Genomic DNA, 12,255 nt, shown 5'->3' on the forward strand with positions numbered 1-12,255 from the left:
ACCGCCCCGGCTTGGCCCCGAGACTCGCGTGCTTGTCGTCGACGACTTCGAGGCGATGTGCAAGGTCACGGTGAACCAGCTGCGCCAGATGGGCGTGGAGCGCGTCGTCACAGCCCGCAACGGTGCCGAGGCGCTGCGCCAGCTGCAGGGGGCGCGCTTCGACATCGTGCTGTCCGACTGGAACATGCCGGTCATGTCCGGCCTCGAGCTGCTGCAGGCCATGCGCGCCGACCCACAGCTGTCGGCCCTGCCTTTCGTGCTCATCACCGCCGAGGCCGAGCGCCAGAAGGTGACCGAGGCCGTCGCCAGCGGCGTGACGTCCATGCTGCTCAAGCCCTACACGCCACAGCAGCTCATTGACCGCGTGCAAAAGGCGCTGCGCTGGACGCCGCGCCGGCTCGTGGCGGCCACAGCGCCACCGCCGCCGCAGGAGGCGGCTGGCGAGATGGCCGATACGCGGCCCACCATCCTGGTCGTCGATGACACGCCCGACAACCTGGTGCTGCTGTCCGGCCTGTTCCGCGACGAGTACCGCGTGCGCCTGGCCCAGACCGGGGAAAAGGCTCTGCAGTTCGCCACCTCGGACCGTCCGCCCGACCTGGTGCTGCTGGACGTCATGATGCCGGGCATCGATGGCTTCGAGGTGGCGCGCCGCATGCGAGAGCACCCCAGCTCGCAGACCATCCCCATCATCTTCGTCACCACGCTGAGCACGGCGGACGCGCGCTTGCAAGGCCTGGACCTGGGCGCCGTGGACTTCATCACCAAGCCCGTCGACCCCGCGACGCTCAAGCCGCGGGTGCGCAACTTCATGCGCTATGTCCAGCTGCGCAAGGACCTGCAGGCCGAGGTCGACGGCATGCTGGAAGCCGCTCAGATGCGCGAAGACGTGGAGCGCATCACCCGCCATGACCTCAAGGGCCCGCTCGCCGGCGCGCTGGGCGTTGCGCAGGCCCTGCTCCAGGACGATGCGCTGGGGCGCCGGCAGCTCGAGCAGGTGGAACTGATCGAAGACATCCTGATGCGGGTGCTCGGCATGATCAACCTGTCTGCCGAGCTCTACAAGATCGAGACGGGGCACTTTCAGCTCAAGGCCGCGCCGCTGCGCATCGGCGAGTTGCTGCGCCGCATCGTCGAGACCGCTCGCGTCACCTTTGCTGAGAAGCAGCTGTCCATCTCGGTGGACACCGACGTCCCCGTGGGCAGCGAGCCGCCGCAAGCCATGGGCGATGCGACCCTGTGCTTCTCGGCCTTGCAGAACCTCGTCAAGAACGCCTGCGAAGCCGCACCGGCCCGTGGCACGGTCGCCGTGCGACTGTTGGACCAGGTGCCGCTGAAGATCGTCATCGAGAACAAGGGCGTCGTCCCCGAGGCCATCCGCGAGCACTTCTTCGACAAGTTCGTCACCGCAGGAAAGCAGGGCGGGACAGGTCTGGGCACCTACTCCGCGCGCTTGCTGATGAGGGCGCAGCATGGTGATGTCGAGATGGAAACCTCCGATGACGAACACCTGACTCGCGTCGTGGTGCATCTGCCCAAGGTCGGAGGCGCTAGATAGATTTCACAATCGTTCGAGCGTCAGCCGCTTGAGGGAACGTCGGCTAAAGGCTGAGGCCCGGCATCCGGAACGGCGCACACGAACGGCAGCAACCGCTGCGGCGCCGTTCTTCGTCATCAACCTCGAACTTCGGCTTTGGGCACATTGCTGACAGCCGACTCAGCAAACTGAAGGTCGGCAACCGCTGCAAAGCAGCCGGCCACGCTGGCCTGCTGCTTCCGCCGCACCGCGGACATCACCGCTCAATATCAGCCAGGGCTAAGCATTCCGAAGCGACAGCATCGGTTGTCGCACTCTTTATTGCAGTGTCGCGGACTCTATTGCGCTGTCGCATACTTTATTGCCGGCGAACATCGAACCTGGCCCAGCCCGTGCCGGTCATTCGACCGTCACGCTCTTGGCAAGGTTTCTCGGTTTGTCCACATCCGTCCCCCGCGCACAGGCCGTGTGATACGCCAGCAGCTGCAGCGGCACGACGTGCAGGATGGGGCTGAGTTCGCCGTAGTGCTCGGGCATGCGGATGACGTGCAGGCCGGCTTCGCTTTCGATGGCGGTGTCGCCGTCGGCGAAGACGTAGAGCTGGCCGCCGCGGGCGCGGACTTCCTGCATATTGCTCTTCAGCTTTTCCAGCAGCGCGTCGTTGGGCGCCACCGTCACCACCGGCATCTCGGCCGTGACCAGGGCCAGCGGGCCGTGCTTGAGCTCGCCGGCGGGGTAGGCCTCGGCGTGGATGTAGCTGATCTCCTTGAGCTTCAAGGCACCTTCCAGCGCGATCGGGTAGTGCAGGCCGCGGCCGAGGAAGAGGGCGTTTTCCTTGCGCGCGAACTCCTCGCTCCACGCAATGATCTGGGGCTCCAGGGCCACCACGGCCTGCACGGCGACGGGCAGGTGGCGCAGATCCTTCAGGTGCCGGGCTTCATCGGCCTCGCTGAGGTGGCCGCGAGTCTGCGCCAGCGCCAGGGTCAGCAGGAAGAGACCGACGAGCTGGGTCGTGAAGGCCTTGGTGGAGGCCACGCCGATCTCGGCGCCGGCTCGCGTGATGTAGGCCAGCTCGCACTCGCGCACCATGGCGCTGGTGGACACATTGCAGATGGTCAGCGTGTGCTTCATGCCCAGGCTGCGGGCATGCTTGAGCGCGGCGATGGTGTCGGCGGTCTCGCCGCTCTGGCTGATGGTGACGACCAGGGTGCGCGGATTCGGCACGCTGTCGCGGTAGCGGTACTCGCTGGCGATCTCCACCGAGGTCGGGATCTTGGCGATGCTCTCCAGCCAATACTTGGCCGTGGAGCCCGAGTAGTAGCTGGTGCCGCAGGCCAGGATCAGGACGTTGTCGATCTCCTTGAAGATGCGATAGGCACCGTCGCCGAACAGCTCGGGACTGATGCTGGTCACCGCGTCCAGCGTGTTGGCGATGGCCACGGGCTGCTCGAAGATTTCCTTCTGCATGTAGTGGCGGTAGGGGCCCAGCTCGGCGGCGCCGCTGTGGGCGTGCACGGTCTTGACCTCGCGCTGCACGGCGCCGTAGCGGCCGGTCGTCGTGTCCAGGCGGCTCAGCCAGTAGCGGCCCAGCTGCAGGTCGACGACATCGCCCTCTTCCAGGTAGACGATCTGGTCGGTCACGCCGGCCAGGGCCATGGCGTCGGAGGCGACGAAGTTCTCCTGCTCGCCCACGCCCAGCACCAGCGGCGAGCCCTCGCGGGCGGCGACGACGCGGTGCGGCTCGTCGCGGCAGAACACGGCCACGGCATAGGCGCCCTTCAGGCGCGGCAGGGCCTGCTGCACGGCGTCCAGCAGGTCGCCGCTGTAGAGGTGGTCGATCAGGTGGGCGATGACCTCGGTGTCGGTCTGGCTGGAGAAGACATAGCCGCGACCCTTCAGCTCGGCGCGCAGCTCGTCGTGGTTCTCGATGATGCCGTTGTGGACCAGGGCGATGCGGCCCATGGCCTCCACGCCGGCGTTGGGGCCGGGCGAGAAATGCGGGTGGGCGTTGTGCACGGCGGGCGCGCCATGCGTGGCCCAGCGGGTGTGGGCGATGCCGGTGCCGGCGGAGATGCCGTCCTGGTCGGCCTGGGTCTGCAGCTCGGCCACGCGCGAGGTGGAACGGGCACGGCGCAGGCCGCCGTCCTGATGCACGGCCACGCCGCAGGAGTCATAGCCGCGGTACTCGAGGCGCTTCAGGCCTTCGACGAGGATGGGAACGATGTTGCGCTGACTGACCGCGCCGACGATGCCGCACATGAGATGTCTCCGTTGGGGAATGGCCCAGATCGTAGGCAGGCTCGCGCGGCGAATGGATGCAAATTTTCCTCATAAATGAAGGAAAATTTCCCATCCTGCTTGGCGAGAAATATTCATTCAAATACCATTTGAAAATGAACGATATCGACGCCATCGACCTGCGCCTGCTGGATGCCCTGCAGACCGACGCGGCCCTGAGCAACCAGGACCTGGCCGCGCGGGTGGCCGTGTCGCCGGCCACCTGCCTGCGGCGCGTGAAGCGCCTGGTGGACGCCGGCGTCATCGAACGCCGCGTCGCCCTGCTGTCGCCCGACAAGCTGGGCGCGGGGCTGTCGGCCATCCTGGAGATCACGCTGGACCGCCAGGGCGCTGAGCATCTGGACGCCTTCGAGGCGCGCGCGGTGCAGGAGGCGGCCGTGCAGCAGTGCTGGCGCGTCTCGCCGGGACCGGACTTCGTGCTGGTGGTGCAGGTCGCCGACATGGCGGCCTACCAGGCCTTCACCCAGCGCCTGCTGACCCAGGACGCCAATGTGCGCAACATCAAGGCCTTCTTCAGCGTCAAGCGAGCCAAGTTCGAGACGCGGATCGGGCTGCCATCCCCCTAATTTCATAGGCTCCCCCGCGAGCTCGGGGGGCAAAAACCGCTCCCGCGGCCGACAGAATCCGGCTCCCCTCGACCGGAGCCCCCCCGATGTTGTCCCGCAAGTCCTTCCGCCCCGCCGCCTTCGCGCTGGCCCTGGGCCTCGCCGGCCTGGCCCCCGCGGCCCAGGCCCTCAACATCGTCCTGACCGATGTCGGCACCACGCCGATGTCCTCCGCACAGCTGGGCGCCTTCCAGGCCGCCGCCAACTACTGGTCCAGCAAGCTGACGGACAACGTGACGGTCTACGTCAACATCGCCTTCAACGACCTGGGCCCCAACATCCTGGGCTCCACGAGTTCCAACTGGGACACCATCAACTACAGCACGCTGCGCGGCAGCCTCGCCACCGACGCCAAGTCGACCACCGACGCCCTCGCCGTGGCCAGCCTGCCCGCCGGCTCCTCGGTCAGCTTCTGGGCCACCCAGGGCGACCTGAGCACGCGTTTTGACAACGACGGCTCGGTGAACAACCGCCTGCTCGGCATCAACACGGCCAACCTCAAGGCCCTGGGCATCAATCCGGGCACCAACGCCAGCAATCCCGATGCACGCATCGAATTCGCCAACGCCTATGCCAGCGATTTCGCCTTCACTCGCACCGGTGGCGTCCCGGCCAACAAGATCGACTTCATCACTGTCGCCGAGCACGAGATCGGCCACGCCCTCGGCTTCGTGTCGGGCGTCGACGACATCGACTTCTGCGTCAGCAACCCCGGCACCTGCGGCCTGTCGGGCCAGGCCAACCAGTTCGAAAGCGACTGGTGGTACTACCCGCTGGACATGTTCCGCTACTCGGCGGCCGGCAAGCGCGACGTGACCCTGGGCGGCTCACCCTATTTCTCGGTGAACGGCGGCGTGACCTCCATCCAGCCCTTCTCGACCGGCGAGGAGCACGGCAACGGCTGGCAGGCGAGCCACTTCGGCCCCAACGTGCTGACGCTGATGCGCCCCTTCGTCGGCAACGGCCAGTCCTACGACGCCTCCGCCAGCGACCTGATGGCCTTCGACGCCATCGGCTGGGACCTCGCCGCCGCCGTGCCGGAACCCAGCCAGTATGCCCTGCTGATCGGCGGCCTGGCCGCCATCAGCCTGGCACGCCGCCGCAACAAGCGCGACTGAACAAGCGCAGGCGAGCAAAAAAAAGCGGCCCGCGGGCCGCTTTCTTCATTCAGGCCGCCAAGCCTCGGGCGCGACGGCGGGCGATGCCCACCACCAGGCCCATGCCGGCCAGCATCAGTGCATAGGTCTCGGGCTCAGGCACCGGCGCCGTGTTGACGATGCCGTTGATCCACTCCGCGTGCGAGAAGGTCGCGGTGGAACCCGACAGATCGCCGTAGCTGGAGGAGTTGTTGTTCAGGCCGCTGCAATTCCCGTAGCCGAAGAATGAGCAGGGATTGTTCCAGCCCCAGCTGTGCACGGCGGACAGCACCCACTCGCTGCCGTTCCAGACGAAGTCGCCACCGCCGGAATCGCCGCCGGCGATCAGGGCCTCGTTGGCACCCAAGCCTTGGTCGCTCGTCCAGGAGCCGTTGAAATCGGCAGCCGTGCGGCCCAGCACGTTGTAGTTGGCGCGCTGAGCAGCGGTCGAACCGGCACCCGAGCGGTCGAAGTCGACCATATAGGTCACGCCATGCTTGTAGTAGTCGGGCACGCCGTACACCGGGTCGTCCGTGAAGATCGTGGTGTTCCAGGTTTCGCTGGTGACGTCGAAGACGTTGTAGCCGTAGTGGCCATAAGCGCCGTCGTTCCAGTTCGTGTCGCTGTTGGTGCTGGCCTGCTGGGTCGTGCCGTAGCCGGCCATCAGATGCTGCTTGCCAACGTCGTTGGTGGTGCTGATCTTGTAGCCGGCGATGGTGGTAACCGGGGCATTGAGCTTGATCACGGCAATATCGGCGCCGGTATCGAGCTCTCCCGTCCAGCCGGGGTGCACATAGGCCTGGCCGACCGCGACGCTGCGGGTCACCTGCGCGACGCCGTTGAAGTAGCCGAACTGCACCGTCATCGCGGTGAAATCGTCCGCGCAATGGGCCGCCGTGAGCACGTACTGCCCGCCCTGCAGCAGCGAGCCCGAGCAAGCCCAGTTGCCACCGGAATTGGTGAAAGACAGGCGGGCGACGCCGTCAAGGGCGCCTGCGACGCCGTTGAACACCTGGCCAGGAGCAAAACGCCAGTTCGACGGGGCCGTGGTGTTGCCGGTCAACGGCGTCATTTCGCCAACCGCCGCTTCAAGGTTGGGGCCGGCCAGGGCGACTTGGCTGAGCGCCAAGCCACAAGCCATTGCGGCGAGCTTCAGGGATGCCTTCATGAGGTAATGCTTCTAGGGGGTTGTCGGGCGCCCACCGAACCGCTATCGGCAGCGATGTGCGTGCTTTCGCCCGACACCAGAAGTCGGGTTGTTCAAATATCCCATCGCCTCGATGCTGCGGTGCCGCAAACGTCCCCCGCGCCTTGGGGCATGGCTTCCCCCAATACCACCGCGCCGCAACTAGCGCCGCAGGATGCCCAGGCCCTTCAGGTAGTCGCCTTCCGGGAAGCAGACTGTCTGCGGATGGTCGGCCGCGGCCGACAGCCGCTCGACGATATAGCCGTCCACGCCCGCGTCCAGGCCGGCGCCGGCCACGATCTTGTGGAAGAGATCGGGCGAGATGCCGCCCGAGCAGGAGAAGGTGTAGAGCAGGCCGCCTTCGTTCAAGAGCATGAAGGCCAGGCGGTTGATGTCCTTGTAGGCCCGCGAGGCGCGCTCGGCATGGGCGGCCGTCGGCGCGAACTTCGGCGGATCGAGCACGATGGCGTCGAAGCGCCGGCCCTCCTGCAGGCAGCGGCGCAGCGTCGCGTTGACGTCGGCATCCCAGGCCTGGTGGCGGCTGGCGTCGAAGCCGTTCAGCTCGACATGGGCCTTGGCGCGCTCCAGCGCGGGGCCCGACGAATCCACGCTGACCACCTCGCTCGCGCCGCCCGCCAGCGCGGCCACCGAGAAGCCGCCGGTGTAGCTGAAGCAGTTCAGCACGCTCTTCACGCCGTACTGCTTCACCGCATCGGCAAAGCGGCGGCGGCTGTCGCGCTGGTCGAGGTAGTAGCCGGTCTTGTGGCCCTCGGCCACGTCCAGCGTCAACCGCCAGTCGTGCTCGCGGATGGTCAGGGCCGTTTCGCCCTCACCACGCAACCAGCCCGTCTGCACGGGCAGGCCTTCCCACTCACGGGCCTGCGCGTCGGAGCGCTCGTACAGGCGCGTGAGGCCGGTGGCGGCCAGCAGGGCGTCGGCGATGACAGCCTTCCAGCGCTCGGCACCGGCACTGCCGAACTGCGCCACCAGGGTGTCGCCATAGCGGTCGACGACCAGGCCGGGCAGGCCGTCGGCCTCGCCATGCACGAGGCGCCAGGCGTCCGACGCGATGGCCAGGCGCGTGCGCATGGCCACGGCCTGCTCGATGCGCCGCTTGAAGAAGGCGGCGTCGATGCGCTCGGCCTCGTCAAAGCTCCAGGCCCGCAGGCGGATCTGCGATTGGGGGCTGAAGGCCGCCCAGCACAGGAAGGCGCCGTCGGCCGACTCCACGCGCACGGTCTCGCCCGAATCGCCGCCGCCGCGCGCGATGGAGCTCTCGAACACCCAGGGGTGGCGCTTGACGAGCGAGCGCTCCTTGCCGGCGCGCAGGGTGATCTTTTTCATCGCCGGGCCGCCCCTAGATGAAAAGCGCCCCCTCGGGGGGCCGTGGCCACACGCAGTGTGGGCGCTTGGGGGCCAGTTTTCATCGTTGCAGCGTGCCAAAGGCGTAGTTCAGCCCCAAGTGGAACACCGGCGTGGACTGGTTGTGGCCGCGCATGGTGCGGAACTCGCCGAGGCCGGTGCGCAGGCGCAAGCGCTCGCCGACCTTCCACTGCGCCCACAGCTCGGCCTGGGTCACGGCGCCGCCGCCCACCTGCACGCCACCGCCGCCGGCCGCACCGACCAGCCATTCGGCGCCGACGCGCATGCCATTCCACAAAGGCTGGCTCTGCACGCCCAGGCCGATCAGGCCGAAGGAATAAGCCCCCGCATGGCCGGCCGCCGCGCTGCCGGCCTGGGCCGTGCCGTAGATGCTGGAGGTGAACTCGCGCGACATGTTGACGGCCAGGTGGGTGACCCCTTCGCGGCGGCCGTCCTTGAAGCGCATCCGCGGCAGATGCATGACGCTGGTGCCGAGCTGCTGCACGCGCACCGTGCCGCCACGATCATCGGACAGCGGGACCGGAAAGTGATCCAGCGGCATGGAGATGGCGGCGCGCACGAAGCGGGCGCTGTAGTTGCCGCGCGGCGCGTGGGTCAGGCCGGCATCCAGGCGCAGGCTGGGACCCCAGGGCGTGATCCAGCGCAGCGTCGGCCCAGCGCGCAGCAGCAGGCCGCTGCCGGTGTCCAGGTTGCCGCCACCCGCCAGGCCCACGCCGACCTGGCCGCCGGCGCGCAGCCGCGGCGAGCCCAGGGCCCAGTCCTGGCCGATCTGGCCCAGCACTTCCATATAGCCGTCGGCGCCGCCCTGGGCCGCGCCCGCGGCCTCGATGCCCCACCAGCTGCCCTCGGCGACGTACTGGCGCAGGTCGGCGCCGGCCTTGCCGACGCGGCGGGTGCGGCGCTCGCCATTGCGGTCCACGCTGACCGAGCGCGGATCTTCATAGCCGCCGGTCAGCGAGATTTCGTCGAAGCCCAGGCCGGTGCGCTGGCTGGCGCGGCCGAAGCGGCCGGCGTCGTCGGGCGAGAAGCTCGCCATGCCCAGCGAGCGGCCGAGCGAGAAGCTCAGGCCGACGCTGCTGCGCACATTGCCGCTGGGGAAGCGGATTTGCGACAGGCCGACGCCCGTGTACCAGCCATTGGCTTCCGTGCGCAGCGTCAGCTCGGGCCTGAGCATCAGGCCGCCGCCAAAGCGCAGCTGCTGGCTGGACAGGCCGCCGCCGGCGCCGACGTAGAGGCTGGCTGCCAGATGGGTGTTGCCGCTCAGGCGCCAGCGCCGCTGGCCGGTGAAGCCGACGGTGAAGATGCCGCCGTAATTGCCCCGGGCCGCACCATAGACACCGGGGCCGAAGCCCCAGTCATCGTCCAGGGCCATCAGATAGCTGACCGAGGCGAAGGCCGTGCGGCCGCCGTCGGGCATCTTCATGCTCGTCCAGTTGGCCTCGATGGCGGCGGGGCGCAGCGTGTCGACGCGTGCGAAGGGTGCTTCGTCAGGCGTGGCCCAGGACGCCGTCGGCAACAGGGCGGCCACCAGCGCAGCAAGTCGGAATCTCATTTGTGTTTCTTGGCCCGGGGATGCGCCGCGTCGTAGATGCGCGCCAGATGTTGATGATCGAGCTGGGTGTAGACCTGCGTCGTCGTGATGTGGGCATGGCCCAGCAGCTCCTGCACGGCACGCAGGTCGCCGCTGGACTGCAGCAGATGCGAGGCGAAGCTGTGGCGCAGCATGTGCGGGTGGACATGGGCCGGCGAGCCGGCCGCCACGGCACGGGCGCTCAGCATGGCGCGCAGCGTCGAGCCGGCGACACGGTGGCCGCGCGCGCCGACAAACAGGGCCGCCTCGCCCGCTGCCGCGAGCTGGGGGCGCACGGCCAGCCAGGCCCGCAGGGCCTCGGCCGCGGCCTTGCCCAGCGGCGTGCTGCGGCGCTTGCCGCCCTTGCCCAGCACATGGACCTCGGCGGACTGCAGGTCGACCCAGCCGTCGGCCTGGCCGCTGGCCTGCACGTCCAGGCTGGTCAGCTCGGAGGCGCGCAGGCCGGCACCGTAGAGCAGCTCGACCATGGCGCGGTCGCGCGCCTCCAGGCGCGAGTCCGCGATCTCGTCCGGCACATAGCTGGCCAGCTGCACGGCATCGTCCACGCCCAGGGCCTTGGGCAGGGGCTTGGGCGCCTTGGGCGCGCGCAGGCCGTCGAAGGGGTTGAGCACGACGCGGCCCTGCAGGCCCAGCCAGCGGTAGGCGCTGCGCCAGACCGACAGCAGCAGCGCGATGGACTTGGGCGCCAGGCCCTCGCGATGCAGCAGGGCGGCGAGCCTGCGCGCCTGCGCGATGCTCAGGGAGCGCGCTTCGATGGCGCTTGAAGCCAGCATGGCCTGCAGGCGCTCCAGGCCGTCGGTGTAGATGCGCAGCGTGCGCGGACTCAGGCGCTGCTGCACGCGGGCGTGCTGCAGGAATTCGCCGAAATCCGCTGAAAGGCATTGAGGCCTCTCGGCCGGCGGGTACACCGGCCGGTCTCCCGCGGAGACGCCAGCCCGGCTAGGGACGGCCCGGCGCTCGGGCTGCTCCATCAGGCCAGCAAGCCTGCCAGGCCGGCGCTGGCGATCTCGCCGACGCGGGTCAGGAAGTCGGTGCCCATCTCGGCGGTGTAGCGCGTCGGGTCGGGCGAGCCCAGCACCAGCAGGCCGAAGGGCTTGTCGTCGTCGACACCCGGCTGGTGCAGCGGGATCAGGGCCAGCGAAGTGGCCGTGCCGCCGCTTTCGCTCAAGCCCAGCCAGCGCGCCGCCTCGAAGCCCGAGTTGACGCCGCAATAGGGCTGGCTCAGGCTGGACGCGAAGCTGCGCACATCGCTGCTGACTGCAGCCGAGAACTCCGAGGCCTCATGCTCGGGCGCCACGCCCCACAGGCGCAGGCTGGCCTGGGGAATCATGAACTGGTGGCGCAACTCGGCCAGCAGCACGGTCGGCAGCTCGGGCGTGCCCACGGCGCGCATGACGGCCAGCGTCCAGCGGTGCAGGCGGTCGGCGATGGCGACGTTGTCCTGGCCGTTGCGGATCATGTCGATGATGCGCAGCTCCAGGCCCTTGATCTTGTCGCGCAGCATCTCGGCCTGGCGCTCCTGCAGCGACACGGCGCGGGCGCCATGCGGGTGCTGCAACTGCACGCTGGCCAGCAACGCCGCGTGGCGCTCGAAGAAGCCGGGGGTGGCCGCCAGGTAGTTGGCGATATCGGTTTCGGTGATGCCTTGCACCGCGTCCGCGGCCGGGTTGGAACTCACAGCGTGATCTCTCCGTCAAAAACTTTCACTGCGGGGCCGGTCATCAGCACCGGGGATTCACCACCCGCCCATTCGATGCGCAGCAGACCGCCGCGGGTCTGCACTTCCACGGCGCTGTCCAGCCAGCCGGCGCGGATGCCGACGACCACGGCCGCGCAGGCGCCCGTGCCGCAGGCCAGGGTCTCGCCGGCATCGCGCTCGAAGACGCGCAGCTTGATGCGGTCGCGGCCCAGGATCTGCATATAGCCGGCATTGACGCGCCGGGGGAAGTGCGTGTCCTGCTCGATCAGCGGGCCCTGGGTCAGCACCGGCGCCGTCTCGACATCGTCGACGCGCTGCACCGCATGCGGATTGCCCATGGAGACCACGCCGAGTTCGGCGCCTTCCAGCGGCCAGAGCTCGAAACCGTTCACGAGGCGGGGCGCCAGGCCGCGCGCATCGAAAGGCAGGGCGGCATGGTCGAACACCGGCGCGCCCATGTTGACCGTCACGCGGCCGTCGTCCTGCAGCTTGAGCAGCAGGCGGCGGTTCATGGTGTCGACATGGATCTCGCGCTTGCTCGTCAGCCCGGCGTCGACGACGAAGCGCACGAAGCAGCGCGAGCCGTTGCCGCAATGCTCCACCTCGTCGCCGGTGTTGTTGAAGATGCGGTAGCGGAAGTCCGCGCCGGCGTCCTGGCTGGGCTCGATGACGAGGATCTGGTCGCAGCCGACACCAAAGCGCCGGTCGCCGAGCAGGCGCATCTGCTCGGGGGTCAGCGTGAAGGGCTGCTGCGTCGCGTCGATGACAACGAAGTCATTGCCCGCGCCGTGCATCTTGGTGAAGCGCAATCTCATTCAGG

At 68.5% G+C, this 12,255-nt stretch carries 10 protein-coding genes; 3 read left to right on the forward strand and 7 right to left on the reverse strand.

All coding sequences use genetic code 11. The annotated features are described in order from the left end of the window. Positions 1–28: 28 nt before the first annotated feature. The gene (locus AC07OY_RS08580; RefSeq protein WP_495042135.1) at positions 29–1,558 is read left to right on the forward strand and encodes an ATP-binding response regulator; all 1,530 of its coding nucleotides are present in this window, start codon (positions 29–31) and stop codon (positions 1,556–1,558) included. 378 nt (positions 1,559–1,936) lie between these two features. On the opposite strand, the gene glmS is transcribed toward AC07OY_RS08580, so the two are convergent. Beyond that, a complete protein-coding gene (gene glmS / locus AC07OY_RS08585; protein WP_495042136.1) occupies positions 1,937–3,796 on the reverse strand; it encodes a glutamine--fructose-6-phosphate transaminase (isomerizing) in 1,860 nt (619 codons plus the stop codon). A gap of 134 nt (positions 3,797–3,930) precedes the next feature. Here glmS and AC07OY_RS08590 point away from each other — a divergent pair, with 134 nt between their 5' ends. Both AC07OY_RS08590 and AC07OY_RS08595 read left to right on the forward strand, forming a co-directional pair. Further along, positions 3,931–4,401, forward strand: coding sequence for an Lrp/AsnC family transcriptional regulator (locus tag AC07OY_RS08590; RefSeq protein WP_495042137.1), 471 nt, complete (start codon positions 3,931–3,933; stop codon positions 4,399–4,401). A gap of 86 nt (positions 4,402–4,487) precedes the next feature. After that, on the forward strand, positions 4,488–5,558 hold the full coding sequence (locus AC07OY_RS08595; RefSeq protein WP_495042138.1) for an NF038122 family metalloprotease: 1,071 nt from the start codon (positions 4,488–4,490) through the stop codon (positions 5,556–5,558). 49 nt (positions 5,559–5,607) lie between these two features. Here the strand turns inward: AC07OY_RS08595 and AC07OY_RS08600 are convergent, their stop codons facing one another. The 6 genes from AC07OY_RS08600 to dapF all read right to left on the reverse strand — a co-directional run bounded on the left by AC07OY_RS08600 (position 5,608) and on the right by dapF (position 12,250). Next, positions 5,608–6,648 carry a trypsin-like serine protease gene (locus AC07OY_RS08600; protein ID WP_495042139.1) on the reverse strand — a complete coding sequence of 347 codons (1,041 nt, stop codon included), beginning with the start codon at positions 6,646–6,648 and terminating at the stop codon, positions 5,608–5,610. 276 nt (positions 6,649–6,924) lie between these two features. Beyond that, on the reverse strand, positions 6,925–8,106 hold the full coding sequence (locus AC07OY_RS08605; RefSeq protein WP_495042140.1) for a class I SAM-dependent rRNA methyltransferase: 1,182 nt from the start codon (positions 8,104–8,106) through the stop codon (positions 6,925–6,927). Between the two features lie 79 nt (positions 8,107–8,185). Next, positions 8,186–9,697 carry a hypothetical protein gene (locus AC07OY_RS08610; RefSeq protein WP_495042141.1) on the reverse strand — a complete coding sequence of 504 codons (1,512 nt, stop codon included), beginning with the start codon at positions 9,695–9,697 and terminating at the stop codon, positions 8,186–8,188. Further along, the gene (locus tag AC07OY_RS08615) at positions 9,694–10,644 is read right to left on the reverse strand and encodes a tyrosine-type recombinase/integrase (RefSeq protein WP_495042142.1); all 951 of its coding nucleotides are present in this window, start codon (positions 10,642–10,644) and stop codon (positions 9,694–9,696) included. Before AC07OY_RS08615 ends, AC07OY_RS08610 begins: the two co-directional genes overlap by 4 nt. 62 nt (positions 10,645–10,706) lie before the next feature. Further along, the gene (locus AC07OY_RS08620; protein ID WP_495042143.1) at positions 10,707–11,414 is read right to left on the reverse strand and encodes a DUF484 family protein; all 708 of its coding nucleotides are present in this window, start codon (positions 11,412–11,414) and stop codon (positions 10,707–10,709) included. Next, the gene (dapF, locus tag AC07OY_RS08625) at positions 11,411–12,250 is read right to left on the reverse strand and encodes a diaminopimelate epimerase (RefSeq protein WP_495042144.1); all 840 of its coding nucleotides are present in this window, start codon (positions 12,248–12,250) and stop codon (positions 11,411–11,413) included. Before dapF ends, AC07OY_RS08620 begins: the two co-directional genes overlap by 4 nt. Positions 12,251–12,255 lie beyond the last annotated feature (5 nt).

The organism is Roseateles sp. GW821-FHT09H10, assembly GCF_059415865.1.

Excerpts from the sequence above, each read along its gene's own strand:
- AC07OY_RS08590 (WP_495042137.1), top strand. The coding sequence starts at position 3,931 with ATGAACGATATCGACGCCATCGACCTGCGCCTGCTGGATGCCCTGCAG.
- AC07OY_RS08610 (WP_495042141.1), bottom strand. The coding sequence starts at position 9,697 with ATGAGATTCCGACTTGCTGCGCTGGTGGCCGCCCTGTTGCCGACGGCG.
- glmS (WP_495042136.1), bottom strand. The coding sequence starts at position 3,796 with ATGTGCGGCATCGTCGGCGCGGTCAGTCAGCGCAACATCGTTCCCATC.
- AC07OY_RS08605 (WP_495042140.1), bottom strand. The coding sequence starts at position 8,106 with ATGAAAAAGATCACCCTGCGCGCCGGCAAGGAGCGCTCGCTCGTCAAG.
- dapF (WP_495042144.1), bottom strand. The coding sequence starts at position 12,250 with ATGAGATTGCGCTTCACCAAGATGCACGGCGCGGGCAATGACTTCGTT.
- AC07OY_RS08595 (WP_495042138.1), top strand. The coding sequence starts at position 4,488 with ATGTTGTCCCGCAAGTCCTTCCGCCCCGCCGCCTTCGCGCTGGCCCTG.
- AC07OY_RS08600 (WP_495042139.1), bottom strand. The coding sequence starts at position 6,648 with ATGACGCCGTTGACCGGCAACACCACGGCCCCGTCGAACTGGCGTTTT.